This window comes from Xanthobacter sp. BG11Y11_SDJG (assembly GCF_057364445.1).
On the sequence record NZ_JBNFNU010000009.1, the window covers coordinates 1 to 26,572 of the forward strand.

Here is a 26,572-nt window from a genome sequence, read left to right on the forward strand (position 1 = left end):
CGCCTCGTGCTCCTTCAGCACCGAGATGATCTGCTCCTCGCTGAAACGGCTGCGCCGCATGGTCCTTCTCCTGATCGAAGGACCCAACTTATCCGTGGCAGGAACTCAGGGGAGCACGTCAGCTTGCTCGAAGCGCGACGCAGTGGGATGAGAATATGCGTCGGATTCTCGCGCCGCTGAGAGCTAACGAAATCGCGCAAGCCGTTGTTCTGCCGCCGCCGCCCACGATCAATGGCGCGCGCCGCCCATGAGCAAGTAGGTGCCCTTCCGGAGCCGGATGAGCTAGCTCCCGACGATCCCCAACGGCTTGCCGCTGAAGACGATGAGGCTGTCCGGCTCCGACGCGAACCAGGCGTAGCTCCCCCAGGCAAGACTGCTGACGGTCTTGCGGAACGGCTGGCCGGCGCGGTCGAGATAGGCGGTCACGAAGGCGACATGCTCGGATGGAAAACCCGCCCCCTCCGAATCTGGAGGAGCGCCGTTTCCGGGCCTCATTCACCGGCCCGTCCGTATGCACCACCTCCACAAAGACCAGGAGGGGATGGGCAGGGCCAAGATCGACCAGGACGATATCAGGGAGGCTCTTGTCGGCCGGGATCGTCAGTCCGATGGCCTTTGCCAACTCCTCGTCCCGAGCCACCACCTTGTTGCCGCTCTCGCTCAGAGCGATAACGCCAGGCTTCTGGAGGAATTTCGGGGCGAAAACCTCGATGACGGCCTTGGAAATGTCGGCGCTCGGCCCGGTCGTCATTCGACGCGTTTCGCCGTTGGAAGGTAACCAGCTCGTACTCGCCGCCGCCGGCGGCGCCCTTCCGAACGATGGCGATGCGGGCAAGGGCGCCGGCGTTGAGGTGCTTTTCGCGCCAGGCTGCAGCCTTCGCGATGAACGTCGCCTCATCGAGATCCGGTGCGAACAGGTCCGCAAAGCCGGCCTGCAGGGCATATCGGCCAGCCGGCGAAGTGGTGGAGAGGCCGGGCCGCTCGATCACGGCGCCGTTCTGAATGAGCGCATAGCGGATCGTGTCGTCGCGGATCGATTCGCGTGTGTTGACGGCGTACCAGCGCCCAGGAACATCGGCCTTGCTGGGCCGGACGGACGCCTTCGCCCATGCCAGGCGGGCATCATCGGCCGCCTGCGCGGCCTGCTCGTCCGTCATGCGCGTCACCTGATCTGGTCGCACCCAGAGGTCCGCCCCTTCGACGGCACCCGCATAGATCATGACGAAGATCGTCTTTGCCGAAATTTCCCAGATGGAGTGGTCACGATTGGCGGCCCCCTCCGGGAAGATGATCGGCAGCCGCGCGTGAATATCTTGCCACGAGAGGAGGGGAGGGAGGCTCATGCCGCTTTCAGCCCATAGATGGCACGGAGCGCCTTTTCGATCGCCGCGCGCGATGCGCCCCGCCGTACCAGTTGCTCGACCGGAGCCATGGCGGCGGCTGGGGGCAGGGGGATTGCCTCCAGCTCGAAAGCCGATACGGCAACGCTCCCGCTGATGCAACGAAACACCTGGTCGATCGTATCGCTGTTCAGCACGGCCGCGACGGCCGCGGGAGAGACTTTGGGCTTGCCCGTGGTCCGCACCATGTTGAGGTGGTTTTCGACCACCACTCCACCATGCGTCTCGATGAACTCCTGGGACAGTTCAGCGGCGATCAGCCGGCGCTGTTGTTCCTTGGCGGTCGTGCGCTGGACAAGGACGCAGCTGCGCCTGACGATCAGCCATTCGTCGTCGCGCTCAGGCTTGAAATAGGGCGCATGGTTCCGCTTGTCGGCACGAAACATGAAGCGCCCGTCCGCTGCGACGGCTTCCGCCCAGATAATGGGGTGCAGGCCTTGCCCAGCTCTCGCGCGCAGCTGGGGCTTGAACCGGTTCCACACGAGAGGACCAGTTGAAACCTCGTATCCCCAATCCGCGAGGCGGGCAGGGTGGCCCTCGGCCGCGGTGATCAGCCGGACATGCCCCGGTTCGCGCGGCGCAAGCCAGGGCTCGCTTGCATCGGCGGGCATCCCCACCTTGCCATTCTTGGTGAGAAGAGCCTGCCGCTCGCTTTCAACATTGAGATAGTGGACCTGGAAACGGGTGCGCGCGCCGCCCTTCTGGTAGAGCGCCAGAAGCGTCTCCTGCAGCACATCCTCGAAAACGCCCTTGCGCGCATGCACGAAATCGATGGCGACGGGCGGGGCCTCCTTCGCCAGCAGCTGACGAAGGGCCGCGTAATATTGACCGCCCAGCACGCTCGTCGGTGTGAGGTAGGCGATCATGCCGCCGGGACGTGCCCATCGCAGGGCGATATCCGTGAAGACGCCGTAGAGGTTGGCGTGGCCGTAAAGGCTGCGTGCATAGCGGGTGCGTTGTGCCGGCGTCAGCTGCACCCGGCCATAAGGCGGATTGCCGACGACGAGATCATATGTCGCGCTCGGTTCTTCCTCGAGCGTATCGCAGACTTTTATGAACACCGGCACGTCGCGCCCGCTCGCCTCCGCGAGGTCCGCGAGCGAGATTTCCAGCGCGGCCTGCGAAAGGGAGGCCGCGTGAGGATCGAGCTCCATACCGGAAAGGCGGTTGCCAAGCTGAGCGAGGATGAAGGCGGGCTCGCAACCGGCGAGACTCGCCCGCATCCGCGTGGCGGCTTCAAGCAGGAAGGCGCCCCCGCCGCTGGCAGGATCGAGGACACGGGCGGTCTTCCAGTCGATCCCGCCTTCCGCCGCAAGATCGAGGAGGCGCTGGGTCAGGGCTGCCGGTGTGTAGAAGGCGCCGAGGGCACTGCGTTCCTTGCTGGGGAGCAGCGTGGTGTAGAGGCTGGTGAGCGCATTGCACCCCTCCATGGCGGGGAGGGCGGCAGCAAGCTGCCCCATGGACCGGGCAAGTTGCAGCGCCGTCGTGTCGAGAGCCCCCTTCACTGGAGAGAAAAGCGGGCTCAGGGTGATGCTCGGGGCCGCCACCGCCACAAGCTCCTCAAGGGCGGCGCGCGCGAAAAGAACGGCTTGGCTGGAGCGGCGAGCCTCTTGAAGGGTGGCGGCCCAGGCGCGCGCCACCACGCGGGCACGCGCCAATTCGATGCGGATCGGCTCCAGGGCAGGCGACTTCGGCCTGCGGACCGCCTTTGGCTTGGTCAGTGCCAGGCTCATCGGGTTTGCCCCCGTCTCGGATTCTGCACGTCCAGGGCGCGATAGAGGGTCGAGCGGCCAACCTGCAAGGTTCGCGCGATATCGGTCGGCCGCTCTCCGGCCTCCAGCAAGGCACGCGCATGGCGGACCTGCTCGGGGTTCATCGCCTTGCGGCGGCCAATCCGAACACCGCGCACGCGCGCTGCGGCCAGACCGGCCTTGGTGCGCTCTGCTATCAGTGCCCGCTCGAACTCGGTGAGCGAGCCCATGAGGTGGAACACCAGCCGCCCGCCGGCGGTCGTCGTGTCGATGCTCTCGGAAAGCGACTGGAAGCCACAACCCTTGTCGCCCAGCTCCTGGACGACCGTAATGAGATGCGAGAGCGAGCGGCCCAAACGGTCGAGCTTCCAAACGACGAGCACATCGTCGGGCCCACAGAGCGCAAGGGCCTCATCAAGACCCGGGCGCTTGGTCGAAGCCCCCGATATCTGGTCCTGGAATATTTTCTCGCAGCCTGCAGCGCGCAGGGCGTGGCGCTGCAGGTCCAGATTCTGGTCGTCGGTCGAGACGCGGGCATAGCCTATTTTCATAGGCCGATTCTGGGACAGAGTTTCGGGACTCGCAAGCGTTTGATTTCACGGGTGGCTAAAAAGTGTGCCGAAACCGCTCCTTTCCGGGACGCTTTGGCGGTCAATCGCACCAAGGCCTAGCAATGAGTTCCCTACGCCGCCGCTCCGGCTCTTCGGCCTCTTCGAAACGACAGCGTGGCCTTGTGACGACCGGTCGTTGGGTGCCATGCTGGGCAATCAGAAGGAGCTTGGCTTCGTATGTGCTTGCAGCGGGCGGGAGGCAATGTACTGCGCATCAGACATTAAACCACATCACCAATTCCTTTGGTCGATAGTCAGAGAAATCGCGGATTGCCTCATGGTCGTACGGCAAAGCCCGTAATACGGTGACAATGAAATCCGGCAAGGCCTTCCCGCCCGGAATGGAAATCAGGACATTCGGAAGATCCCCCGGCTCCCCGAAATCGAAGGCGTGTCGTCGTTCTACAAGCTTCTCAGCCGCTCCCTGCTGGAAATATAGTAGGTGCCGCACGATCACGACAGCATCAACATGAGGGTATTGGACGGGGACGTCATTGACCTTTGCAAAGCTATTTGGCGTTAAAAGGCCTTGGCTTGGTTCATGAACCAAGCTTGTGATCGGCTCAAATATGTGATCATCCCAAACGATTACGAGAACGCCACGGCATTCCTTTTCACCCTGAAAAGGAGCGAATTTCTCCTCCGCGCTAGACAGGAAGTCCTTAACTGGATTGTCGCGTGGCAAAGTCGGCTCGTGGCCCATAGCAAGGAGATCGCGCATGGGAACATCAAACATACGGCCTGGAAATTGTACGGGATTTTGCCCACGCGCGCGCTGGTGCGATAGAAGCGCTGGAGCCTTCACCTCAAACAAATATATTATATCATTCGTCTCGACTTTTAGTTCCGGCCGTTTTCCCTGCGGAACAGCGGCCGGCTCGTGCGCGAACGTAGTACCATCCGGCCATGGTAGATAAAGCAGGCGATGAACGACTAGAATTTCACTAAGCTTCTGCATGAGCATTTCGTAGTGAGGCTCATATTTTTCACGGCCCGAGATCGAGGCAACGTCATCGAGGAAAGACCATCCCAACCCTGGGATCTTCAGCTCACATTCGGCGCAGAGCCTGATTAAATGCGCCACAAAAGACCTCCTGGCGCCTTGAGCGAACAACCAATTGAACCAATGCCAGGGCCCGCTGATGATGCGCGGCGCAATAGTCGCGTACATCTGTTGGTGAAGACCGGCGTCCGGCCCGAATAGCTCAGCGTCAATAGTCAAAGCGCTTACCTCCAAAGCCACCAAGGGAAAGACGAGCTTTTTCATGGGCGGGGCCTCAGCCTGGATATGGTGGAGCGGCTGACGTTGAAGGTGCGCGCCAGGTCTGCGAGCTGGGCGCCATCCGCCAGGCGCTCGCGCACCTCCTGCTTCTGTTGGGGGCTCAGCGAGGACCGGCGGCCCATCACCTGGCCGCGTTCCTTGGCACGGGCGCGGCCCTCGGCCGTCCTGGTGCGGATCAGGTCCCGTTCCACATCGGCGAGGCCTCCGAGGACGGCGAGCATCAGGCGGCCCGTGCTGGTGGCCGTGTCTGCCCACGGCTCGGCGAGGGAGCGGAATTGCGCTTTCGCGTCCACGATCCGCCGGACAATGGCGAACAGGTCGAAGGTCGAGCGCGCCAGACGATCAATTCGCGTGACAAGCACTTGGTCGCCCTCCCCAAGGGTAGCGAGGAGGCGGTTCAGCTCGCGCCGGTCGGCCCGGGCGCGCTGACCTTCTCCTTGAAGATGCGGGAACACCCGGCCGCCGTCAGCTGCTCAACCTGGGCGTCGAGGGTCTGGCCGAAGGTGGAGACGCGCGCATAGCCGACCAGGTTGGCGTCGGCCGAGGTGATGTTGCGGGCGGCTCGCGGAGGCATGTTTCGGGCCTGACTTTCGTACCTATATTACGCAAATATAACCCATTGAGGATTCATGGCCAAAGGAAATTTGCAGAACTCTTGATTTTTGCAAGGTCTATTGACGCTTAGTCCCCTGGATAGCGGGTAATCTCTTCCAGGTAATAGTCTGGAGCCCGGTACGGAAAATATGTGAAGTGCCGGATATGTCCCCGCATATAGCTTGCGCGGCTCCTCCCCAGGGATAGTCTATTGAATAGAGGTAAAGGCAGGGCCGCGTACGTGCTGGCGGCGCCGTCCAACACGCCACCACACGCTCCCCGAAGATTTCCGGACTGAAAGGCAAATGCCATGCGTGTGCGATTCTTGGCCTGATGGGCACTGGCAAGACACTCTCCTATTTCAGCGAAACCGCCGCGCGATGCACCGCCCACAAAAAGCTCTATATAGAAATTATTATTAGGGTAATATTTTGTACGCATATGGATTGTGTTCCCAGAATCTGAATTTTCTGCAAAATTAAAGAATCCGGGCCAGTAATTGGCTGCCCACGGGAGCTCGTAAATCGCCCCGCTGACATAAATTGTCCCTTCACCATCGGGACTTGCCCAGCCGAGGTTAATTGCGTCGCTCATATTGAAGGCATCTTGCGACCGTCCTACGGCGGCTATGGTCGTGGGGATATAGCTGCTAGCAGTAGTGGTAAAATAACCGCGTTCCGCTTGAGCGCCCCAGAACGCGTTTTCACCCGGCGTATCGCTTGCATGGTAGGCCACCATGCGCCCCGCGGTGCCCGAAGACGTATAGGCCATGGAAAGCCGATACCAGCCGTTCTTCATCGGCTGAACGTTTTGCCAAGCCACTGCGGGCGTCATTGAAGTCACGCTGCCCGCGGTAGCGTCGAACGCAACCAATGCTTGGCCCCCCTCCACTTCCTCGGGATTATCGTTACCCACCACAACGGCGCCGCTGCCAGCCACGTTCTTCACGTAGATGCTGACGGTGCTTGACCCCCCGCTGGCAGTGGCAAAGCTTTTCCACAGCCCTGCTTGCGACGTGGACGCGACCAGGGAATAAGCGGCGGCGCCATCCGGCGCGGTGGTGTGGGAAGCACGTTCACCGTGCCGCTTGCCGTCCAGGCTGTCAGGTCAACGGATGGAAATAGAAAATTGGTTTTGTTCAACTCATGCAGGTAGCCTAGCGGTTCACCGGTCAGAGGATCGTGGTCTAAGCGGGGTTCGTTTGCGGCTGCCGTGCGCATCACTCCATCGGCGTCGAAGTAAGTGGCAGTGCTGCTGCGTGAAAAATCCCGTTCGAGACAGCCAAGAAGGCGGTCAAGCTGGTGCCGGTCACCACCGCTGCCGTGGTGCTGACCATGTAGCGATTGCGCAGGAAATCTAGTTCCAAGCTAGCGCCACCACGCCACCAGTCGGGCCGGTTCGGCACCATCTGAGGGACTTGGCCAAATGTTGGAGAGGATATAAACTGTACCATACATGTAATTGCAAAAATCAAGATAATTGAAAAGCGGCCGTTCATGGCCACGAGCCTGCATCAATACTTATTATTACTCAAGTGGATGAAAGCCGGCTGCCCGTTCCATATGCACCTATGTGGCGGGCAAGGCGCAGATTTTGCAACAGCCCATAAAAAAAGTGGCGGCCACTAGGGCCGCCACATCCGTTCTGCGATTTCGCGCTCTTCCGGACCGAGCACATTTGTATAGATGGCCGTCGTGGCAATATCCTCGTGGCCAAGCCATTTCTGAACTAGATTTAGCGGGACGCCGCTACGAACCGCATGGACCCCGAAGGCGTGCCGCAAGCCCTTGGGAGAGGCTGACAGCTGATTGATCCCCGCTGCTTCCATCACGTCTTTGACCAGGCGCCATGCGCGGGTTCGTCCCCAGGGCCATAGACGGGTGGGGGTGTCTGGTGATGTCCCTTGCTGTTCCAGGTGGTGAACCGCCTCCAAGGCATCGAGGAGGGCGATGGGCACCGGCACTTCCCGGACCACGAGTTTCCCGCGTTTCTTGAGGCAGCGGATGGCAACCAAGGCCGATGAGGGCTGCACGTCGTTCGCGGTGAGGTTCAGGGCTTCCGAGATTCGGCATCCTGTGTAGGCAAGGGTCAGGCAGAGGGTTCTCACTTTGCCTTCGGCCGCCTCAGCGGCTTTGAGAAATCTCTTTCGTTCGACCTCCGTCAGATATTTGCGTTGTCCATCATAGGCATACAGGCTTTGCGCCAGGTGGTACTGGCTCATTTTCGTGTGTCCCTGCCGGTCTCTCCAGCAACGGGCACTTGCTGCTGAACAGAGTTACCCATTCTGTTCAGTGCGTTAGAAACCAGCATGAATACGCAACTAACCTAGGCTCGGCAGTTGTACACGAGGCGTGAATCGGGGCGCAAGCGGAAATTTTTTTGCCTTAAATCAGTGGGATAACACTTTGGGTAATTCTGTTCAGTGCCTCCTCATTTCTGAAGCGAGGCACACATGGCGGATGCGCTGCGGGAGGCGGTCTCCCACATGGTGGCGGCAGTGGAGCGCGCCCCCCTTGTCGATGATCCGTTCTGGCACCTGGAGATGTCCGACATCTTCCCGGCCGACCTGTACCGGCGCATGCGCGAAGCCATGCCGGAAGCCCGGGAGTATCGCGCCCTCAAGGGGCGCAACAAAGAGAACAATCAAGGCGGACGGCTCCGCCACCCGCGTCAAGATCGACCTCTATCCCGAATACATCCGCCACCTCCCGGCCGAGAAGCGGGCGGTGTGGGCGCTGGTGGGCAAGGCCCTGCACGCGCCCGAGCTGAGGGATGCGTTCATGCGGCGGCTGGCCCCGGGTCTCGAACGGCGCTTCGGCCCCGAGTTCATGCAAACGGGCATGTACCCCGTGCCCATGCTGACCCGCGACGTGGTGGGCTACAGCATCGGCTTTCACACAGACACGCGGTGGAAGGGGATCACGATCCAGCTCTACCTGCCGGAGGATGACAGCATCAGCCACATCGGCACCCGCATGGACCGGCGCAAGCCGAACGGCGGGTTCGAGCTGGCCCGTAAAATGTCGTTCCTGCCCAACACGGGCTATGCCTTCGCGCGCGCGCACTCGCGACTCGGTGGATCAGGTCGGACCTGAGGTCCGGACGCGGGACACGATCCTGCACACCTACTTCGTGGACAACACCCCCGCCCTGAAGCTCCGCAACCGGGGCAAGAGGGTCGGAAATTTCCTGCTGAACGAGGTCCGGCACATCACCGGGGCCTGATCGCGCGTCCAACCTCTCACTGCTTCCAAAGGTGTCCCATGCCTATTGCCGGACTTGGCGCCGTCGGCTTCATCGTCGGCGCGATCATCGGGGTTCTCACGCGGCCGACCATCCTCGGCATGCCCGTGCCGCTCGGCGTGCTCCTAAGCCCGCATCCCATGGATGCGCAGTTCAAGGCGCAGCTGTGGCAGCACATCGGGCTTGCGGGCGTAGCCGGAGCGCTCGCGTTCGCCGCCGCCGGGTATTTCTGGAGCCGCCGTCATGGCTAGGCGTCTGACCGCAGCGGCCGCAGGCCTGGCAATGATGGCCTTCGGCGCGTCCGAGGCCACGGCCCAAAGTGGCGGGCAGTGGCGTGCGGTCTTCACGGAGCAGGGCGCGGGCGCCAAGTTCGGCTGGACTCACCCGGCCTACCCGGACGAGTTCGCCGGGCCCTTCCTGGAGTGCGTGGAGCCCGGGAAGACAGTTTCCCTGGTGGTCCCGGCCGAGGGCCTGCGACCTGGCCAGAAACCCACCCTGCGCTTCGCCAGGGGCGCCGAGCTGGTCGAGCTCGCGGCGGAGGTCGCCCGGACGAGGAAGGCGGCCGGGGCCGATGATCGGGCCGTCACATCCGGTCTATGGGCTGTTCCGGAGCGCCGGGACCCTCACCGTGCAGGTGGGCGGCAAGCCCCAGGCCAGCTTCAGCCTGGTCTCGGCGCCGGCGGCGTTCGCAAGGTTCGCCAAGGCCTGCCGCCTCGCCGGCAGCGGTGCAGCTATGGGCCCCTCAGGCCCGGATGGTGGGAAGCCGGCCCCCAAATCCCTCTCGGCGGCGGAATGCGCCCGCCGATGGGAGAGGGCGGAGGCGGATGGCCTTGCACGCTCGCAAGCGGAGTACGCGCCTTGCCGCCAGCTGCTGACATGCCCCGCCAGCATTCAATGCAAGGTCGTGCAGGCTGAACTGCCATCCTACACGGAGAAGGACCGCCTGCTGAGCCTCTGCCCTTCGCTCGCGGCGAACGCCGAGCTGGTCGAGAAGCACCAGCGCTATCGGGGCATCGCCCGCCGCCTCATCGGCGAGTACTGCCGCTCGTGATGCCAGACGGAGGCTCTCATGCTCGCGGTCGGAATTGCCGTCATCCTGCTCATCATTCTGCTCAACTGGATGGGGGACGAGGGTATCGTTGGCGGCCTGTGCCTGTTTTGTCTGCGTCATCTCTCTGGTCTGCGCGTTGCTGCTCGGCGCCGGACTTCTTCTTTCAGGCTTCTTCTGGATTTTGACGAACAATTCGAGAGGATATTTTCAAGATACCAGACCTTGTTGAGGGGCTGAAATGGTTCGGCATCCTGACTGGTGTCGGCCTTGCTTCCGGCTTTGCCTATCTGCACACAGCTAAATCCTGATCCTGACGCCAAAACCATCTTGCCGGAAAGGGCTTCTCATGCGCGTCCGCATGCTCATTCTCGGCCTGGCCTTGCTGCTGCCTGGCTGCGGCGACGATGACCTGGTCGTCGGCCACTGGTTGTCGGAGCGCCTCGGGCGCGAGCGGCCGGTGTCCATCGAATTTGCCGCGAACGGTTCCTTCGAGCTGACCGATGCCAACGGCGTGGCTTCCCGGGGGCAGTGGGGCCGAACCGCGGACAACACCTTGACCCTGGACTTCCCCGACAAAGCCTCGTGCACGGGCAAGCTGTCGGCCGGAGGGAAGGACGGAGTTTCCATCACATCCTGCACCTTCGAGGGCATGACCAAGCGCATGCAGGGCGACTTCTACCGAAAGGATGATGTGGAGCGCTCGGAGCTGAAGCTGGCGTGCAAGAATATCAAGGCATGGGCCAGATCGTATGTCGAGGTACGCGCGCTGAAGGGCAAGGACGTGATGTGCTTTGACTATGTACCGTCCAGCTGCGCCAGCTATATCCGCGGCAAGGTGACCGGCACTTACTCAATGGTCTGGTACGAGCGCGTCGGAAACCGGCTTCATGAATTCGAGATCAGCAAGCGAAACAACAGCACGGATTACGAACTTCGCATGAGCCCCTGCGGGTCTCTTCCCGGGCAATCCAACGTCTGCATCACAAGCGGCTATTCCGTCCTGGGCAGCTGCTCGCCCCTGAACTGAATCCATCGGGAGGTGGCGGGGTCGCGATGCATCGCTCGCGACCCGCCTGCCCATTCCGGTCAGGGCTTGGAACGGGCGCGGGAATGCTACCGCAACCGCCACACATGACGAAGAGCCGCCCGAAGGCGGCTCCCGAAGCGCATTGGCTCAATATTCCTCCGCGAGCATGATCGTCAGCACCCGCAGGGTCACCGCGGGATCCGCAGGGTCGGGCGAGGCATAGAGCTCGCTGAGGTCGTAGTAGTCGATCTTCCAGAAGTGGCGGATGCCGTCCACCTCGAACGAGCCGAAGTCATGCTCCCCGTAGGGATCATTCTCGGGGTCGAAGGCCTCGAAGGTGCGGACAGCTTCGATCACGCGGGCCTGTTGCTCGGCCGGAGCCATAGACACGCCCCGCGTGAGCAGGACCCGTCCAGGGCCCCGCAGATGCTGACGGAATGCGTCATTGAGCTCGCGGATGCGATCGGCGCTCATGATTCCGCCTCCTCTTGGGGCTTGGGCTTTCGCAGAACCAGGCGGCCGTTCACGGGCAAGGCCGACAGAAGGATGTTGAACCCCTCGCCATCCTCGTGTTGCCAGGCGGCACCGACCTTGGTCCAGAAGGCATTCTGGCCCTCGCCTTCGATGACATAGACCGCGTGGCTCGGGCGGCGGGTTTCGGTTGGCTTTTTCATGGCAGTTCTCCTGTTGAGTTTCCCGGCCACGCTCATCGCGGCCGGTCGGGGGAAACCGGGCGACGGCGGCGGGAGCCCGTCAGGGCGCGCCATGGTCATTGGCAACACGGAAAGCGCAGCGGCCCGGAGCGGGCAGCCGATTGACCTGGACCCGTCCCGGCGCATCCCGCAACCGTCTGGCCGCAGGCGCGTGGACGAGGCCTCAAAAGGAGGAGGGGGGACATGGAAACGGCCGGAGCGCCGTCGCAGCCCTCCGCATGGGAAGGCTGAGGAGGCACCCCGCCGGCATGCGGTGCGTGGCACCGACAAAACGGGCAGGAATAGCGGGCGACAGGCTATATGCGGCCCGTCGCTCCTGGCTAGGCGAAACCGGTCTGGGAGGTGGACCGGCGGCTCATTGGCAACGAGGGGCGCGCTCAATTTGCATCAGGTGCGGGATCGTGGAAGCAACCCCGGTGATCTAGTCCGTCCCCGTCTCGTCGATCTTTCCACCGGGAATGACCCTCAGGCCGGCAAGCCCGGCCGGAAGGTCCGGAGGCCGCGGCGCGCCTCGGTGAAGATCAGTGAATCGCGCGCCGCACTTGGCGTGGTACTTGCGCGGCGGGCGCCGGAGCGGATCGCGCCATGGGCATCCGTAGGCCAGGACGTCCAGCAGCTCGTCCAATGTAATCTCCGCGCCGTGGAGTTGGGCGAGGCGGGCGAGCCGGTAGCTGCCCTGCCGTTTGCAGAGGGGGCAGTCCACTCGGACGATGACATAGGGGAATTGCCACAGCCGCTCCATGGGCGGAGCCATGTAGAACAAACCAGAAACATTGGCAACATTGCGTTGGGCCACAGCCTTGAGGACGCAACGGCCATATGGCGCCTACGGCGTGGTCAAGTTTTCGCATAATCGCAATTATGTTAAATATTTCAATAATTTGATGACAAACCGAATCTGTGCTGCGTTACCGTCTAAGCTGTTGCTCCACCCAGCAAGGCTATGAGGCAGCGCGCTCGCGCAGAAATTCCTGCACCAGGCGGCCGACCCGGACAGTTTGACCGATATCCTGCGGAACGGTCGGGTAGATGTCGAGCACCGGCCCCTCGGGATCATGCAAGAAACGCGGAATGAGTATGCCGACACGCCGCTGGCTCTCCCTCAGAGCCTCCACCTTGGCAAAGTCCCTGTTATCGAAAGCCTGTGCGATCAATCCCTCCAGCCGCCCATCTTCAACAATATCCGCCGGCGTCAATGCCGCCGGCGGACATAGAGGGGCATGCGGTGCGCGGCCGGGTTGCGGCGGGTCTTCACCTCCTTCTCCCAGTCACCAAAGGGACGCACGATGTCGGCCAGGGCCTGCAGGGCAGCGTCCGCCACGAACGTGGGTTTGAAGAGGCCGATCGCCAAGGGATTTTCCGCCTGCGTCCGGGGAGACGCGAGCTGATGGACCGCCGTCCAGGCATAGTTATCGAGTAAGCCCAGGATGTTGATGTAGATTGCATTGAGGTCCCGACAAGCCTGATCGGATTCCTGTTGGCTCAAGGGCACTGTCCGACTGGGAGGGACGATGCCTTGAAAGGTCTTGAAGGCCGAATCGATCATCCGCAGGCGCCGCATCACGCCGAAGCGGAAGACGTGCCCAGCCTGGTCGGTGGAGTCGATGGCAGCCAATAGCGACAGAGCGTCGCCCAATAGCTCAGAAATGGCATTGTTTATGGAATCCACGTGGCTCTGCTGCGCCTCGTGCAAGAAGTAGGCGTTGTTTTCCATATTTCCTTCGACTAGGAAGGGCTCCGCAAATTGCTCGAAGTGCCTCGCAAAATCGACCTCTTCAAAGCCGAATTGATTGAACGGCATTCTATCGCCTCTTTTTTGTTCCATAATCTTCCTTCTGCGACTCGAGGAAGGTGCGTGACCTGAGCCCCATTTCTCCTCCGGTTCAGGAGAGAGTCCGCATGTTGGTTTGTGGCCTCAGGCGGCCACGGTTTCCAGTGTGAGTGTTGCGGCAAACTCGGCAGGGGATCGATGGCCCAGCGCCGAATGTGGTCGGTTGAGGTTATAGTCCTCCTTCCATGAGCTGATGGTGGCGCGCGCTGCGCCAGGTTCGAGAACAGGGTCTCATTCAGGCACTCGTCCCGGAACCGGCCGTTGAAGCTCTCCACGAAGCCGTTCTGCATGGGCTTGCCCGGGGCGATATAGTGCCATTCGACGCCTGCCTGCTGGCACCACGTGAGGACCGCCATCGAGGTCAGCTCGGCACCGTTGTCCGAGACGATGGCCGAGGGCTTTCCCCGGATGGCCATGAGCCCATCCAGCTCGCGCGTCACCCGAAGGCCGGACAGCGAGGTGTCGGCCACCAGCGCCAGGCATTCCCGGCTGAAGTCGTCGACCACGGCCAGCACCCGGAAGCGGCGGCCATCCGTGAAGGCATCCGACACGAAGTCGAGGCTCCAGCGGACATTGATCCGATCCGGTACCAGCATGGGCCGCCGTGTGCCGAGCGCCCGCTTGCGCCCCCCCCCGCGCCGACGCACCTGGAGCTTCTCCTCCCGGTAGAGCCGGCGCAGCTTCTTGTGGTTCATGAGGATGCCCTGCCGGCCTCAGCATGACGTGGATCCGCCGGTAGCCGAACCGACGGCGCTCGCCGGCCACGGCCTTCATGGCCTCGCGCAAGCCTGCATCGTCGGGACGGACGCTCCGATAGCGCATGCTGGTGCGATCGACGCTCAGGGCCTTGCACGCCCGACGCTGGTTCACCCCGTGCGCGGCACAGGCGTGGGCCACGGCTTTACGCCTCGCATCGGGCGTCACCATTTTTGCGGCGACATCCTTCAGGATGGCGTTGTCCAGCATCTGCTCGGCGCGCAGCTTCTTCAGGCGGGCGTTCTCATCCTCGAGCGCCTTCAGCCGGCGGGCATCGGACACGTCCATGCCGCCATAGTTGGCCTTGAACTTGTAGAAGGTGGCCGAGGAAATACCGTGCTTGCGGACATCGGCGGTCTTCGCCCCCGCCTCCTGCTCCTTCAGCATCCCGATGATCTGTTCCTCTGTGAACCGTGAGGCCCGCATCGTCCGTCTCCGTGTCGACGGACTCTATCTAAATCTGGAGGAGGTCTAGGGGCTCAGGTCAACCTCTGTCGCAGCTCCCCTCGGGCGCCTCAGTCCATTGAACTCGAAATAGATTCCCAAGCCCTTAGATCTGTGAATCATGGGGGATGAGATCCCATGGTGATTCTCGTTGGTGGGGATTATGGGGGTGGATAACGTGTGGCAGAGGCTTGAATTGACTCAGCTTCATCCTCTTGCCAACGTTCCTGTGCAATCCATCCTCGTTGACTACCTATGAAATTGAGATTAGGTATCTAATTACCTTTTCATTTAAACTACATTTCTCGCGCTCTGGCGCGAACCGAACGTGCCGCTTTCTGCGGCTCGTGCCCCAAGCGGCTTCATCACCCGCTTGGATTTTTGAAGGCCTCCTTTCCAAAGGGATTGAGGCGTTCACTGTGTGCAAGGAGGGCACTCCCGGGCTTGGAAGCCGGGAGTGCCCTTTTTTTTGCGCTTGACCGACTCAAGTCCACCACTGACACTGATCGGTGCAGTGCATGATTCGCAAGTCGATCTTCTTCTGGGGGACTCACGAGAATTTCGACTTCGGAATCCGTCGGACCTGATGAATCCGTATGACGCGCTGCGCACGCACGTGAACGTCTTAACTTTCAACTTTGGAAAGGAAAGCGCTGGCACGTCAAGCCCTACTCAATTCAACGCATCGACGTATGCGCGTGTGAGCGCAGTCGAGACGGACTTCGAGTCCATCTCGCGGCTCATGCTGATATGAGCGGCTAAGCAATTTATACACAGCTCCAAATCTTTTGATGGCGCCAGCGAAGGTGCGTCCGGATCATAGCGGATCTATGAGCCGAGCTATGACTATTGCACGTACAATAGTTATCACCCATCTCGCTGCTTCATCCAGACACGGTCTTTGACTCAAGACCCACCATCTTACGGGGCGAACTCCGTGGGAACGGAAAAGCTGTGTCCTCGCTTACAAAAGGATGACTCAGATGTTTTCGGATCATTGGAAGGTGGAGCGATATAAATCACTCGTGAACGACAGAGAGGGTCCCGTCTATTGGGTTCACGGATGGGACTTTCGCGAATATCTACGCGTCAATGGACGTCTTATTGGTCGCTATCTTCACCGGTGTGGCGACAGAACTAAATTAGTGGATCTTGATGACGTCACCGGAATGCCTCTCGTGATGAACGGCATGTAAGCATTCAGCCGCAACCCAGCGGCTCCTTAAAATTATGCCCATCACCTCGCGGATCTCGATCCGCGAGAACAGGAATCCTTTGCTGGCAAATAGACAGAGAAGAGGAGCTCCACATGGTTACGGATCAATGGAAGGCGGACCGTTATAAGACACTCATAAACGAGAGTGAAGGGCCTGTATACCGTTACAATGGTTGGTATTTCCGTGAGTATCTGCGGCGAAAAGGTCGCCTGATCGGCGTCTACAACCGTGAGTACAGCACAGATGTCAAATATATCAGCCTAGATGATGTGACCGGTGTCCCGCTCGTCCTCAGAAAGCCCTGATTCATCTTCGAGCCCGAAGGAACAGATCATGTCCGATTCCATCTACAGAGCGCCATCCAGGAAGCGGCGGCCCAAGCCGCGGGTGCTGACGGCCCAGCAGGCACGCACCGTGCTGGCGGCGCACGTCCCCTGTTTCACAGTTGGCACTGTCACGATGCGCGCCACCTTCGTCCGCGAGGAGATGACGCGCCAGGGCACCCCGTCCTGGATCTGGCGAAATCCCTTCACCTGCGCCGAACATCGCTTCGTGGTGGACTTCAAGACCGGCGTGCAGCGAGACCTCGGCCCGATCCAACGGGCACTGCCGCGAGCTCAGCGCGTCGCGCAGCTGCCCGCGCCGCGCAGGCCCGCCCCCGACCCCCTGGTCCGCCTGTTGCTGCCGTGGCTTCGGTCCTGACCACCATCATCAACCTGGCCGGCCGGCTCGCCATTCTCGTGGTGCAGCTGGGCGGCCGGGCTCTGTTCGGGCTGGCGTGGGCGTTGGGGGTGGCGATTGCCGCGCTCTGGCGTGAGCGCCGGTTCCGCACCCACCGCCACCGGCAGCATAGGCACCGGCACCGACGACGCCGGCGGCGTCCGGCGTGGTGATCAGGCGTCGTGCCGACGCTGACCGAGGAGCTCGCGCAGCTCCAAATCGGCCATCGCCCGGGCCTCCAGGAAGATGGGGTCATCGGGGAAGCGACGGCGGGCAGCCTCGAAAGCGGCGTCCAGGGTGTCTTCCGCTTCTGGAGGACCAAACCAGGCGTCGATCCAGTCCCGGACCACCTCACTCAAATCGGGGAACAACAATTTCCACATAGCTGCAAGGTAGATCACATCATGAATATGATCCAGCAGGAAATACCGTCGCCAGACTCCATGGAAGCTCTCCGCCAGTCAATCGAGCAGACCCGCATCGGGCGCGATCTTCTATCGGAAACATGCCATCGGGCCCTCAACACCATCTTCACTGATCGGCTTAAGGCCGCGCACGGGCTGAAGCGGTGCGTCCGGCGCTATGGTCTCAACGAGACCATGCGGATCATTTCGGGAAACGACCGCGTGATGTGCTTTCACCACTTCGGACTGCGCCGGGACTACCTGTTCGCGCGCGGCGCGGAACGGGAGCGGGTCACTGCGGCCATCCACGAACTTAGCGATGCGGTCCGGCAGCGCGTCCTGCTGGACAACAAGCTTGCCGATCTCATGCGCACCTATCTTCGGCTCCAGGAACGCGTCGGCGCCCGCGAGGCCCACACCGAAAACCACGAGCACGAGCGGAACAAGGGCCGCATGCGGCAGCGGTGATCCGCTGCCCCGACAGGCAGCACAGCGGTTGACCCGGAACACACTTGGGAGTTGTACTATGGATGTGCTCCATCTCATGTTCCGGTTGATGATCCGTCTCGTCGTCGTGCTTCTGACGGGCGGATTCCTGCTGGTCAAATGGACGCTGCGCGGCTTGGCCTGGGGAGTCGGGCGGGCGTTGTCCCGCCCCTCCATCAGTCATGGCTCGGCCCAGTTCGCCAAGCTCCGGCACCTGATCTGGGGTCGGGCCTGGGGCGGTCGCCACGGCGTCATCGTGGGAAAGAAGGCCGGACGGTTCATCCGTTTCCGAAAGGACGGCGCCACACTGCTTTATGCGCCGATGGGATCGGGCAAGGGTGTCGGCGTTGTCATTCCCAACCTCCTCGACGCCAGGGGCGCCGTCTGCGTCACGGACCCCAAGGGGGAGAATTTCGCTGTGACCGCCCGCTATCGCAGCACACTCGGGCCGGTCATTCGCCTGGACGCCATTCATCCGGACGAGAGCGATCGGTTCAATCCTCTGATCTCCATGGTGCGCCGCGGCACCCTCCACGAGGCTGACGACGTCGGAGCCATCGCCGAGCTGCTGGTGACGCCGGAGAGCGCGGAGTCCCACTGGGACACCAGCGCCAAGCATCTGCTGTCGGCGGTGATCCGGCACGTCCTGCACAGTTATCCCGAGGACCTGCAGACCTTCTCCATGGTGCGCGAGCTGATCGCCGCCGACGGGGAGCGGCTGAAGCAGCTGTTCCAGACCATGGCCGCGAGCCCGGTCGCCTCCGTGGCGGAGGAAGCCCGCGCCGCGCTGGCAGGCCTCGACATCCCCGAGACCAAATCGGTGATCCGCAACACCGCGAAGGCCATGGCCTTCTGGAGCAAGGATCGGGTCGGCGGCCACCTCACGTCGGGATCGGACTTTTCGTTCCTCGATCTCCATCGCGGAACGGTGTCCATATACATCATGGTCGCCGACGATGCGCTGGACGTGTACCGCCCCTTTCTTCGGGTCATGATGGGATGTGCGCTCATCGCGCTCATGCGCGGCAAGGACCTCCCCCGCCCCCGGCACAAGCCGATGCTGATCCTCGACGAATGCGCCGCCCTCGGGCGGCTTGAAGTTCTGGAGAAGGCCATGGGGCTGCTTCGGGAGTACGCCCACACCCTGCTGATCTGGCAGGACCTCGGGCAACTGCGGGCCTCTACGGCGAGCGCGCCCGCAGCTTCTCGCCAATGCCGGCTGCCAGGTCAGTTCGGGGTCTCGGATCTCTCCACGGCGAAGGATCTCGCGGACACGATCGGGCACACCACGGTGCTGTCCCGCTCCGGCGGGCAGTCCCACAGCAACACCGACCTTCTCCGCGCCAACATGCAGCAGGGCTTTTCGGAAAGCGGCCGCTATCTGCGGGACGCGGCGGAGATCCGTCGCCTGCCGGAGAACTGCTGCCTGATCTTCATGCAGCGGCAGGTGCGCTGGCCCATCCTGGCGAAAAAGGTCCGCTACTACAAGGAATGGCGCTGGCACGGCCTTTGGGATCGCTGGCGGGCCCAATACGACGCGGCTGGTGCACCACCACCCCTGCTTCTACCGCCTCCTCGACCCCGATCGGCCGCCTAGAAGCCACGGTCGCGCCCCCTGCCCTGCTCGCGCGTCCGCCACGGCTCAAGACCGCCGCGGGCGCGGAGATCCAGCACCAGATGACGTTGCAGCGAGAGCTCATGGACCCGAAACAGCCCCGCGAGAATGCCGTCTACCCGGCCAAGAAGCAGCCGGACCAGCCGCACGCGGTTGGCGGCCTGAGCACGCTTGGCTGCAAGGAGCTGCTGCCGGGCTGCCGTGGCGTTGCCGGAGCCGAAACCGAACCATCCGCTCTTCCCACGCCCTGCCTGAAGGTCCCGGACGCCGTCATCGGCGTCGCGGCCCTGGCGCAGGTAGCGGGCTTCCGCCCGCCTCAATCGAGCAGCCCGCATTTGCAGGCGCTCCACCTCTCGCTGATGGTTCCGGGCACCGTCCGCGACCCGCGCCGCGTTGTACGCCTGACGCGACGCGCCGGCGTCAATTTCGGTATAGCGCACCGACCGGGAGGCCCGCCCCCCTGCCCCTTCCTCTGGCCGCGTCCTGCGCCGCGGCTGCCGGGGCAACAGGACCTCCCGGTCCTGGCTCGATGCGGAACGCTGCCGGCGTGCCATCGCCTGAGCCCCGGGGCCAACATGGATTTCCGGCACACGGTCGAGACCGGCCGCTGCGCGCGGTCGCCGCGCTCCATCGCCTCCGCGCGCTGGGCTTCCAGGGTTCGATGATCCACGCGGCCAAGGTGCCCCGCCCGCTCCATCGCCCGGTTCTGCGCCGAGGCCCACGCCGCCCGCCAGCCGTCCAGGGTGCCCTGCCCGTTCCACTCGCGCGTTTTGACCTTCCGGAATCCATCCCGCATCGCCTGACGCAACGTCAGCATGACATGGGCGTGGAAATTCCGGGGGTCGTCTCCCTTTCCCGGCACGGGTTCATGCACGGCGAGGTCGGCCACCATACCGCGGGCCACGAACTGCTCGAGCACGAATTCCCGGACCAGCTGCAACCGCTCGCCGGCACTAAGCTCGTGCGGCAGCGCCATGTTGATCTCGCGGGCCAGCTGGGCGTCCTTCCGGCCCTCGCCGCGCTCGACGGCCTGCCAGAGCTGCTGCCGGTCGCGCATCCAGTCCGGCGCGCCCTCGGGGACCAGGACCTCCGAATGAACCACACCCCGCCGGCGCGAGAAGTCGTAGACCTCGCCTCGGTCCTCGTCCCGCAGGCAGGCGCCGGCCCGATAAGCCGCGGCCTGGATAGCCGACCGCTTCTTGCCGCGGCCGATCACCTGCGCGGAGAAATGGTACGACGGCACATCCGGCTCCAAACGATGACTGGCGTGCCTCCGCCCTCTGGCCGCGGCGCACCTATGTTGCGGAACGCAATGTATAAGTGCGCATTTGTCGACGCCAGCCCTATCTCAGTCCTTGCCTGTGTTCCCGGCACCAATCGCGCCGCAGCTCCAGCAGACGCCTCCCGCCACCGGAGATCGTATGATGTCGTCCGCCGTCCGACGCCACACCGGCAACTATGCCGCCATCCTCCTCCTGCTCTTCCTCGCCGCGGTCGGGCTCGACTGGCTGCTGGTGCATTTCGGCTGGAGCCCCATTGCGGGGTGCCTGCTCAGACCATTCCTGCACCTCGTGCTCGGCCTTGGCATCGCAATCTGGATGATGTCTGTCGGGTTCATCCTCTGCCTGTTCCGTCCCAGCCGGTCGGCCGGCACGTGGCTCCTCATCGGCGGCGTGCTGATCGGCGTTCTCCCTCAGCTGCTGGAGGTCCTACTTGCCACGCCCTTGGCGCAGGGCGCCCGATGATGTCGCCGGGCCCGTCCGGTGGCGTTTCACAGATTGTGGCGCCGTTCCACGGAGGCCTGCCGAAAAAATCGAGCGCTGCGCGCGCCTCGTGGGGGCTGTCTGCCCCCACACCCCGAGGATATTTGCAAACCGATGATGGGGATGGACGCGCCTAGCGGGTCTGAAGCCCGTCTTGCACGGCTTTTCGCAGCTCCTATGAAAGCGATGACGCCTGCGCACCAAAAAATCGACACGTGTCTGCTCTGCCGACACGCAAAAAGCCTCTATCGTAGGATTGCTATACAGATATTTTCTCGTTATAGTTGTATTACGGTACAGCCGGGGACGGCGATGACCGTAACCGGTGATGGCGCCCCTGCCTCGCCCTGAGCTGGCAGGGGCGCTCCCTTTCAGCCGGTCGGGGCCGATCAAAGTTCGTACTAGTCCAACAGCTCAGCATCAAGAAAACCGAATTCGGCGGGGGCTTCAGTTTTGACGATCAGCTATCAAGACGACCCGTCCCTAGCGGATTTGCGGACAACCATTCGCAAGGATCTCATTGCCGCTGTCAGGACGGTTGACGTGACCTGGCTTCCAAAGCTCGAGCATGTACGTGAGAGGAGGACACGACCGTGAGGCCCCTCCCCCATTCGCCCGATTTACTCGCGGTCGCGCCGCGCGTGATCTGGTTCGAGGAACCGGAAAAGGCGCTGTCCGACCCGGTGCGCTTCGCGGTCTACGTGATGACCTACGGCACACCGGAGGACGTTGCCGTGCTGCAACGCTACCTCGGCGAGGACGAATTCCGGGAGGCCGTGGACAACGCGCCTCCGGGCATCATGGACGAACGCTCCTGGGCCTATTGGAACGTGATGGTGGGACATTATCCGGTGCCACCCATGCAGCGCCGCGTCTTGCCGGATTGAGACCAATAACCGCCCCGGACCGGGGCGGTCGAGAATGGTCACGGTAGCGCCGCAGCGACCCGCTCCTGCGCCGTTCGGTGGTGCCGGAAATCCAGCTCGATGCCGGCAGCCCTTCGGTCGCACCGCATAGCGGCCACCAGGGTCGATCCCGAACCGCAGAACGGGTCCAGAACGAGCCCTTGAATAGGGCATAGCGCCTCGATGAGCGGCCGCAGCGCCTCCACGGGCTTCTCCGTGGGGTGACGGCGATTTCCGGTGTAGACCCAGTCGCGCACGTCGCCGAGGATCTCCTCGGGCAGAGACGGATCGCCCTTCGCCAGCAGGTAGGCCTGTTCATGCTCGTGCCGCAGGAACCGAGCTGAGGACGCATACCGCTTGCGGAACACCAGATGCCCGACCGGCCGGAAGCCGGCGGCGCGCCAGGCGGCCATGAACGTGTCCACCTGGTGCCAGCCGTAGAAGCTGACGCAGAAACTGTCGGGCTTCAAAAGCCGGGACATCTCGGCAAAGGCCGGGACCAGCCAGCGGGCGTTATCATCGTTGCGGACGGTGCGGCCACTGCGGTCCCGGTAGCGGCACAGGTAGGGCGGATCGGTCAGGATGAAGTCCACGCTGGCCGCGGGCATGCGGCGCATGAGCTTCACACAGTCTCCGTGACGCACAGAGCCCCCGGAGGGGGGAAGCGGGGCGCTCATTGCCCCGCCTCCTGGCTGTCGCTCTGGTCCTTGGGCTTGCGCTTGCGGATGACCACCCGGCCGTCGACGGGCAGGCTGCTCAGCTGGACGTTGAGGCCATCGCCCTTCTCGTGGGCCCAGGCGGCGCCGATCCGGGTCCAGTAGGCGGATTCGCCTTCGCCCTCGACCACGTAGACATCGTGGGTGGGGCGGGTTGCTTGGTTGCGTTTCATATCGGGGATCTCCCTTTGGTTTCTCCGGCCACGCCCATCGCGGCCGGTCGGGAGGTCCAGGCGGCGGGCCAGCTGAAGCCCGCAGGGATGTCCGGCGGTCATCGGCAACACGGGAGCGCAGCGAATGGAGCGGGCGGCCGATTGATCCGGCGGCAGGGCTCGCCGCATCTCCCGAATGTCCCGGCTGCGTGCGTGGCGGGCCAAAAGGGGCCGGCCGGAGACGCATCCCCCCTCCCCTGCCCCGCAGCTCGCGTGTGAACGAGCCGAACCGAATTTCGCCACCTGGGTCAAAGCCGCCGGTGCTCGCTCTGGCGATATCCGTCGTGACAGCGAACATGCCAGGCGACGGCTTGGCGGCCATCGGCCGCCAAAGACCAGTTCCCGCGACAGCGGGGCAATACTGCTCCTGCCTGACGGATGACGACCACGGGCCTCAAACGAAGACGACCCGCTGCGGCTGGCACGGACCTTTTCATCTCTTCTTCCGCCCCCGGGGTGCCCCAGGCGGAGAAAGGCCGTGAAATGCCGCGTGAAATAGGCGTGGCTCGCGGCCAACCCCGCCCCATCAGAATCTTCTTGGCCTTTTTACAGCTGTCGGGTGCCCCTGTCCGTGGGCGAGGCACGAGGGGGGGAGAGAGTGGGAAGCAGGGTGGGACCCTTCGAGGGTCCCCCTCGCGGGTGGGTTTGGAGAGAGAGAGGGGGCTCTCCCCCTCTCCTCTCGGCGGGACCGGCAGCCTAAAATGTCAGGAGGTGAGTTATCCCCTCTCGCCACTATTAGTTTTTAATCATGTCCTAGTATAATTATTAGTATTGGTCGGCGGGTATGCGCAGATTCCGTCAGCGGGTATGCGCTCGGTGCGCAAGAAACGGCGAAGATTCGCCACTGCGATTTGTCGGCACGTATGCGTTGAAGCGTCAGCAGGTCTGTGTGGATAACGTGGACATTGTCAGTGGGTATGCGTGGATAACGTGGACATTGCCAGTGGGTATGCGTGGATAACCTCGGCCCGGGTGTCAGCGGGTATGCGTAACCTCCCGCAGGGCCCGTCCGGAGGTATGTGTAGCCCCTCGGACGACTGCCTTTCGGCCGAAGATCGATAAGATCCGCACAAACTGACCGCGTTTTCAGGCTTTGACGCCCATGAAAAGACCCCGCCGGAGCGGGGAGTGTCAGCCAATATGCGTAAGCTGGTCATGTAAATACAATGACTTACAAGACCCGATGCAAACGCCGGCGCACGGCTGGCGGAGAGGGATGAAGGATCAACTTGTCCTTGGTGACATCGAGCTTGGCGTCGCCGTAATAGGCATGCGCGAGCTTCAGCGCGATGGTGAACTCGTACTTGAACTGCCGCACGGTGGCGTACTGGGGCCCGAACTGCTTCTTGAGCGTGTTCCATTGGAGGCCCAGGGATTTGTCCAGGCTGAAGAGCCGATAGGCGAGCCAGAGGTAAAATGTCCTGCGCCAGGGTCCGCTCTGAAAAGGGCTAGCAAGACGCGCCGGTCGATCGGAACCGCGCCCTGGTGTTTCAGACGGCTGAAAATAATCATTGTTTGAGCCTGAGCACATTGCTGAACAGGTACTTTTCGCTGCCCGCGCGGTCCGGCAACCACAAACGGAACTCATCGATGATGTTGAACTTCCGCTGGGCGTAGGATTTTCCAAACGACGTCTCGCGGAAGTCTTCGATGCTCATGTTGCTCGTGCTGAGCGCCATGAGCTGCCGCTTCCAACGGATGAGGTTGCCGCGATCCCCTCCGGTCACGCGCTGATCGGTCATCCTATGGATGCAGTCGGAGATATTGTCGCCCATGAAGATGTCACGGCAGTCGGTCTTCACCGCCTGGGTGTTGATGTAGGCGAGAAAGATCCGCGACTTCCCGCCAAAGGGCAGCGGCTGCTCGACGACCTCGCCAGTGGCCGGATCCGTCGCGGCACCGGCCGTCATCAGGATGCCGAAGTCCCCTCCCCTATGGGCATAGCTGCGTTCCTTCGTCTGAACCCGCGGCAGATGGCAGTTGGCGAAGATGCTCATCATGAAGCCGACGTCATCCCCTTCCGGAGGGTTGGACAGGATGTCACCAAGACCGTCGATGGCACGCTGCAGCTTGGTGGACCGCCCTGACGATTGGCTGGGCTGGGTTGCCGATCGTTCCTCAAGGATGAGGCGCCCGTGGACGAGAGGGTCATGGAGCTGACCGGGACTATGAAGCGTCAGCTCTCCCTGAATGCCCGCGGCTCTGGAGCCCGCCTCCGGGGCGGGCGCAATGAGCTCTTTCGGCTTTCTGGCTGACAATCCCACATGCTTTTCTTTCCTTGAAACCGATGCTGATGGCGCAGCTTGGGCGGGTCAAGTTGCTTATGGCTGACGTGCCCGATTTCGCGGCAATGTTCTTTCCTGGGGACTGACTCCCACCACGCACCTTGTCAGCTGACAAGGTGCCCCTGGATCGCCGTCATGATGCCCGCGCGCCTTCCGCCAATCGGGCCCGCAGAAGCGCCATGACCATGGGCCAGGCGCTGAACTTGCCTTCCTTCGCGCGCTCCACGAGATTCCGCAGATAGCCACCGGGGCTCTGAATCTGATCCGATCGCTGATAGATGGCGGCGAGCGTCACCGCCGCCTCCCCCGCCCCGAGCGCGGTTCGCGCCGCCGCCCAGGCGCTGGGACTGATGCCCAACTGCGGCCGGGCCTTGTCAGCGGCGTCCACCAGGTCCTGCCATGTCCGGATCGTTCCGCCAGGCGTGACCCAACTGATATTGGGGCACGCCTGGAGCACGACCCCGAGGGGAATGTCCTTCTTTCCAGACGCCCCCGGGGCGGATTCTTGCACCGGGCTGGCCGCCTTCTCGTCGTTCCGGAGGGCTTGTTCAGATTCAGATAGGGAGTCTGGTTTTGAATTCTGTTTGTGACGCTCATAATGGGACTCATTGGCGTTCAATTTTTGAGTTTTGACGAACTCCTCCAGCGTCTTGTTCACCGTCACCCAAAGTTCCTCCAGGGCTCCCTCGATCTCGCCGAGGAGCGCCAGCGACGGTTTGCGCGTCAGCGTCATGACGATCGCCTCATAATCGCGCCGAAACGCGCTCCAGTCGGCCGGAACGGCTTCATCCACGCCCGCCTGGATCATCTTGGCGATATCCCGCCGGCAGAGGGTCACCCGCTCACGGGCCCGCTTCAGCGCCTTGCGCGCGGCAACCGCCTCCTCGGCCAGGGCGCGGAACTCGCTCGCCCGCGCGACGATCGGAGCGAGATCAAAGCCGAAGGCCTGCTCGATCTGCCCCCCTGCCCCTTTCGGGCGAACCGCTTCCCATTTGGGCTGTCCCTGCGGACAATGAGGCCCTGCCCGACAAGGTTTGCGAGGTGACGCCGGAGGGTCGCCGGCGACATTCCGTTGGCCCGGCTGACCAGCTGCTCATTGGAGGGAAACACCACCAGGTCCCCCTGCCCCGTGAGCGCGGTTTCCGGATGGAAGGTCAACAACGCGCTCAGGATGGCCAGCGCGCGGTCGGTGATGCCGAGCGCATCGCGGGCTTCCCGGATATCATTGAAGACGTGCCACTTGTGGACGACCGCGTCTGTCGCCCGCTCCCGAGCGACAAGCTGGTTTGACACAAGGGCAAGCGTCATCGGCCGCCGCCCGAAGGGCGTCGATGCGTACTGCGGTTCCATGTCTTCGCCTCTCTGCTTCAGGCAAAGCAGATCCGCTCACCGAAACGGTGCCCGCCCCAGGCCGGGACGCTTGACTATGATTTTCGGAAGTGTGATTCTCGCAGTCGCTACACCGACGAGAAGGGCCTTCCGGAATTCCGTTTCGGGGGGCCGTTTCTTTTTTGTCCTGTGGTGATCCTCTCTTCAGGGCCGCATC

Annotated in this window: 33 protein-coding genes and 4 pseudogenes; 12 read left to right on the plus strand and 25 right to left on the minus strand. The window is 62.7% G+C overall.

What is annotated here, in order from left to right:
* Nucleotides 1-282: 282 nt before the first annotated feature.
* From AC2W7M_RS02385 to AC2W7M_RS02435, 11 genes and pseudogenes are all read right to left on the minus strand, one after another.
* Nucleotides 283-426 (minus strand): BsuBI/PstI family type II restriction endonuclease, encoded by a 144-nt coding sequence (locus tag AC2W7M_RS02385; protein ID WP_486129733.1) that lies wholly within the window; start codon nucleotides 424-426, stop codon nucleotides 283-285.
* Between the two features lie 109 nt (nucleotides 427-535).
* Nucleotides 536-943: pseudogene (locus AC2W7M_RS02390) on the minus strand (BsuBI/PstI family type II restriction endonuclease); the annotation flags it as partial.
* Nucleotides 879-1,343 (minus strand): annotated as a pseudogene (locus AC2W7M_RS02395) (BsuBI/PstI family type II restriction endonuclease); the annotation flags it as partial. The pseudogenes AC2W7M_RS02390 and AC2W7M_RS02395, both read right to left, overlap by 65 nt.
* The gene (locus AC2W7M_RS02400) at nucleotides 1,340-3,133 is read right to left on the minus strand and encodes an HsdM family class I SAM-dependent methyltransferase (protein WP_486129735.1); all 1,794 of its coding nucleotides are present in this window, start codon (nucleotides 3,131-3,133) and stop codon (nucleotides 1,340-1,342) included. The pseudogene AC2W7M_RS02395 and the gene AC2W7M_RS02400, both read right to left, overlap by 4 nt.
* Complete coding sequence (locus tag AC2W7M_RS02405) at nucleotides 3,130-3,702, minus strand: recombinase family protein (RefSeq protein WP_486129737.1); 573 nt, start codon at nucleotides 3,700-3,702, stop codon at nucleotides 3,130-3,132. Before AC2W7M_RS02405 ends, AC2W7M_RS02400 begins: the two co-directional genes overlap by 4 nt.
* Before the next feature lie 274 nt (nucleotides 3,703-3,976).
* Nucleotides 3,977-5,029, minus strand: a complete 1,053-nt coding sequence (locus tag AC2W7M_RS02410; RefSeq protein ID WP_486129739.1) for a hypothetical protein — start codon at nucleotides 5,027-5,029, stop codon at nucleotides 3,977-3,979.
* Nucleotides 5,026-5,406, minus strand: a complete 381-nt coding sequence (locus AC2W7M_RS02415) for a recombinase family protein (protein ID WP_486129740.1) — start codon at nucleotides 5,404-5,406, stop codon at nucleotides 5,026-5,028. Before AC2W7M_RS02415 ends, AC2W7M_RS02410 begins: the two co-directional genes overlap by 4 nt.
* A 35-nt stretch (nucleotides 5,407-5,441) precedes the next feature.
* Nucleotides 5,442-5,618: a recombinase family protein gene (locus AC2W7M_RS02420; RefSeq protein WP_486129742.1), complete on the minus strand. Its 177-nt coding sequence runs from the start codon at nucleotides 5,616-5,618 to the stop codon at nucleotides 5,442-5,444.
* Nucleotides 5,619-5,725: 107 nt separating this feature from the next.
* Nucleotides 5,726-6,736, minus strand: coding sequence for a phage head spike fiber domain-containing protein (locus tag AC2W7M_RS02425; RefSeq protein WP_486129800.1), 1,011 nt, complete (start codon nucleotides 6,734-6,736; stop codon nucleotides 5,726-5,728).
* 121 nt (nucleotides 6,737-6,857) lie between these two features.
* Nucleotides 6,858-7,142: a hypothetical protein gene (locus tag AC2W7M_RS02430; protein WP_486129744.1), complete on the minus strand. Its 285-nt coding sequence runs from the start codon at nucleotides 7,140-7,142 to the stop codon at nucleotides 6,858-6,860.
* 120 nt (nucleotides 7,143-7,262) lie between these two features.
* On the minus strand, nucleotides 7,263-7,859 hold the full coding sequence (locus AC2W7M_RS02435) for a tyrosine-type recombinase/integrase (protein ID WP_486129746.1): 597 nt from the start codon (nucleotides 7,857-7,859) through the stop codon (nucleotides 7,263-7,265).
* Nucleotides 7,860-8,364: 505 nt separating this feature from the next.
* On the opposite strand from AC2W7M_RS02435, the gene AC2W7M_RS02440 reads away from it, so the two are divergent.
* From AC2W7M_RS02440 to AC2W7M_RS02460, 5 genes are all read left to right on the plus strand, one after another.
* Nucleotides 8,365-8,733, plus strand: a complete 369-nt coding sequence (locus tag AC2W7M_RS02440; protein ID WP_486129748.1) for a hypothetical protein — start codon at nucleotides 8,365-8,367, stop codon at nucleotides 8,731-8,733.
* Nucleotides 8,734-8,901: 168 nt separating this feature from the next.
* On the plus strand, nucleotides 8,902-9,132 hold the full coding sequence (locus tag AC2W7M_RS02445; RefSeq protein WP_486129750.1) for a hypothetical protein: 231 nt from the start codon (nucleotides 8,902-8,904) through the stop codon (nucleotides 9,130-9,132).
* A gap of 320 nt (nucleotides 9,133-9,452) precedes the next feature.
* Nucleotides 9,453-9,932, plus strand: a complete 480-nt coding sequence (locus AC2W7M_RS02450; RefSeq protein WP_486129752.1) for a hypothetical protein — start codon at nucleotides 9,453-9,455, stop codon at nucleotides 9,930-9,932.
* Between the two features lie 18 nt (nucleotides 9,933-9,950).
* Nucleotides 9,951-10,169 (plus strand): hypothetical protein, encoded by a 219-nt coding sequence (locus AC2W7M_RS02455; RefSeq protein ID WP_486129754.1) that lies wholly within the window; start codon nucleotides 9,951-9,953, stop codon nucleotides 10,167-10,169.
* A 121-nt stretch (nucleotides 10,170-10,290) separates the two neighbouring features.
* Nucleotides 10,291-10,959 carry a hypothetical protein gene (locus AC2W7M_RS02460; RefSeq protein ID WP_486129755.1) on the plus strand — a complete coding sequence of 223 codons (669 nt, stop codon included), beginning with the start codon at nucleotides 10,291-10,293 and terminating at the stop codon, nucleotides 10,957-10,959.
* 147 nt (nucleotides 10,960-11,106) lie between these two features.
* Here the strand turns inward: AC2W7M_RS02460 and AC2W7M_RS02465 are convergent, their stop codons facing one another.
* The 6 genes and pseudogenes from AC2W7M_RS02465 to AC2W7M_RS02490 form a co-directional block, all read right to left on the minus strand.
* Entirely contained in the window at nucleotides 11,107-11,433 is a 327-nt protein-coding gene (locus AC2W7M_RS02465) for a DUF3768 domain-containing protein (protein ID WP_486129756.1), read from the minus strand.
* Nucleotides 11,430-11,633 (minus strand): hypothetical protein, encoded by a 204-nt coding sequence (locus AC2W7M_RS02470; protein ID WP_486129758.1) that lies wholly within the window; start codon nucleotides 11,631-11,633, stop codon nucleotides 11,430-11,432. Before AC2W7M_RS02470 ends, AC2W7M_RS02465 begins: the two co-directional genes overlap by 4 nt.
* A 460-nt stretch (nucleotides 11,634-12,093) precedes the next feature.
* Nucleotides 12,094-12,414: a hypothetical protein gene (locus AC2W7M_RS02475; RefSeq protein WP_486129760.1), complete on the minus strand. Its 321-nt coding sequence runs from the start codon at nucleotides 12,412-12,414 to the stop codon at nucleotides 12,094-12,096.
* Nucleotides 12,415-12,613: 199 nt separating this feature from the next.
* Nucleotides 12,614-12,868, minus strand: a complete 255-nt coding sequence (locus AC2W7M_RS02480) for a hypothetical protein (protein ID WP_486129762.1) — start codon at nucleotides 12,866-12,868, stop codon at nucleotides 12,614-12,616.
* Complete coding sequence (locus AC2W7M_RS02485; protein ID WP_486129764.1) at nucleotides 12,865-13,473, minus strand: hypothetical protein; 609 nt, start codon at nucleotides 13,471-13,473, stop codon at nucleotides 12,865-12,867. Before AC2W7M_RS02485 ends, AC2W7M_RS02480 begins: the two co-directional genes overlap by 4 nt.
* 114 nt (nucleotides 13,474-13,587) lie before the next feature.
* Nucleotides 13,588-14,685: pseudogene (locus AC2W7M_RS02490) on the minus strand (IS3 family transposase).
* A 1,327-nt stretch (nucleotides 14,686-16,012) separates the two neighbouring features.
* Between AC2W7M_RS02490 and AC2W7M_RS02495 the strand changes: the two are divergent.
* From AC2W7M_RS02495 to AC2W7M_RS02505, 3 genes are read left to right on the plus strand one after another with little or no spacing between them, the layout of a single operon-like run.
* A complete protein-coding gene (locus tag AC2W7M_RS02495; RefSeq protein WP_486129766.1) occupies nucleotides 16,013-16,225 on the plus strand; it encodes a hypothetical protein in 213 nt (70 codons plus the stop codon).
* A gap of 28 nt (nucleotides 16,226-16,253) precedes the next feature.
* A complete protein-coding gene (locus AC2W7M_RS02500) occupies nucleotides 16,254-16,622 on the plus strand; it encodes a hypothetical protein (RefSeq protein WP_486129769.1) in 369 nt (122 codons plus the stop codon).
* Nucleotides 16,607-16,813: a hypothetical protein gene (locus AC2W7M_RS02505; protein WP_486129771.1), complete on the plus strand. Its 207-nt coding sequence runs from the start codon at nucleotides 16,607-16,609 to the stop codon at nucleotides 16,811-16,813. Before AC2W7M_RS02500 ends, AC2W7M_RS02505 begins: the two co-directional genes overlap by 16 nt.
* On the opposite strand, the gene AC2W7M_RS02510 is transcribed toward AC2W7M_RS02505, so the two are convergent.
* A complete protein-coding gene (locus tag AC2W7M_RS02510) occupies nucleotides 16,814-17,041 on the minus strand; it encodes a hypothetical protein (protein WP_486129773.1) in 228 nt (75 codons plus the stop codon).
* Nucleotides 17,042-17,044: 3 nt separating this feature from the next.
* Between AC2W7M_RS02510 and AC2W7M_RS02515 the strand changes: the two genes are divergently transcribed.
* Nucleotides 17,045-17,512: a hypothetical protein gene (locus tag AC2W7M_RS02515; protein ID WP_486129775.1), complete on the plus strand. Its 468-nt coding sequence runs from the start codon at nucleotides 17,045-17,047 to the stop codon at nucleotides 17,510-17,512.
* A 58-nt stretch (nucleotides 17,513-17,570) separates the two neighbouring features.
* Entirely contained in the window at nucleotides 17,571-19,127 is a 1,557-nt protein-coding gene (locus AC2W7M_RS02520) for a type IV secretory system conjugative DNA transfer family protein (protein WP_486129776.1), read from the plus strand.
* On the opposite strand, the gene AC2W7M_RS02525 is transcribed toward AC2W7M_RS02520, so the two are convergent.
* Both AC2W7M_RS02525 and mobQ read right to left on the minus strand, forming a co-directional pair.
* On the minus strand, nucleotides 19,124-19,495 hold the full coding sequence (locus AC2W7M_RS02525; RefSeq protein ID WP_486129778.1) for a hypothetical protein: 372 nt from the start codon (nucleotides 19,493-19,495) through the stop codon (nucleotides 19,124-19,126). The genes AC2W7M_RS02520 and AC2W7M_RS02525 overlap by 4 nt on opposite strands.
* Entirely contained in the window at nucleotides 19,462-20,388 is a 927-nt protein-coding gene (gene mobQ, locus AC2W7M_RS02530; RefSeq protein WP_486129780.1) for a MobQ family relaxase, read from the minus strand. Before mobQ ends, AC2W7M_RS02525 begins: the two co-directional genes overlap by 34 nt.
* 178 nt (nucleotides 20,389-20,566) lie before the next feature.
* On the opposite strand from mobQ, the gene AC2W7M_RS02535 reads away from it, so the two are divergent.
* Both AC2W7M_RS02535 and AC2W7M_RS02540 read left to right on the plus strand, forming a co-directional pair.
* Nucleotides 20,567-20,890: a hypothetical protein gene (locus AC2W7M_RS02535; protein ID WP_486129782.1), complete on the plus strand. Its 324-nt coding sequence runs from the start codon at nucleotides 20,567-20,569 to the stop codon at nucleotides 20,888-20,890.
* Nucleotides 20,891-21,501: 611 nt separating this feature from the next.
* Nucleotides 21,502-21,795: a hypothetical protein gene (locus AC2W7M_RS02540; RefSeq protein WP_486129784.1), complete on the plus strand. Its 294-nt coding sequence runs from the start codon at nucleotides 21,502-21,504 to the stop codon at nucleotides 21,793-21,795.
* 38 nt (nucleotides 21,796-21,833) lie between these two features.
* Here the strand turns inward: AC2W7M_RS02540 and AC2W7M_RS02545 are convergent, their stop codons facing one another.
* From AC2W7M_RS02545 to repC, 5 genes and pseudogenes are all read right to left on the minus strand, one after another.
* Complete coding sequence (locus tag AC2W7M_RS02545) at nucleotides 21,834-22,439, minus strand: DNA methyltransferase (RefSeq protein ID WP_486129786.1); 606 nt, start codon at nucleotides 22,437-22,439, stop codon at nucleotides 21,834-21,836.
* A 47-nt stretch (nucleotides 22,440-22,486) separates the two neighbouring features.
* Entirely contained in the window at nucleotides 22,487-22,702 is a 216-nt protein-coding gene (locus AC2W7M_RS02550; protein WP_486129788.1) for a hypothetical protein, read from the minus strand.
* 1,210 nt (nucleotides 22,703-23,912) lie between these two features.
* Nucleotides 23,913-24,059, minus strand: coding sequence for a hypothetical protein (locus AC2W7M_RS02555; RefSeq protein ID WP_486129790.1), 147 nt, complete (start codon nucleotides 24,057-24,059; stop codon nucleotides 23,913-23,915).
* 190 nt (nucleotides 24,060-24,249) lie between these two features.
* Nucleotides 24,250-25,005 (minus strand): replication protein RepA, encoded by a 756-nt coding sequence (locus AC2W7M_RS02560; RefSeq protein ID WP_486129792.1) that lies wholly within the window; start codon nucleotides 25,003-25,005, stop codon nucleotides 24,250-24,252.
* 154 nt (nucleotides 25,006-25,159) lie between these two features.
* Nucleotides 25,160-26,376: pseudogene (gene repC, locus AC2W7M_RS02565) on the minus strand (plasmid replication protein RepC).
* Between the last annotated feature and the right edge of the window lie 196 nt (nucleotides 26,377-26,572).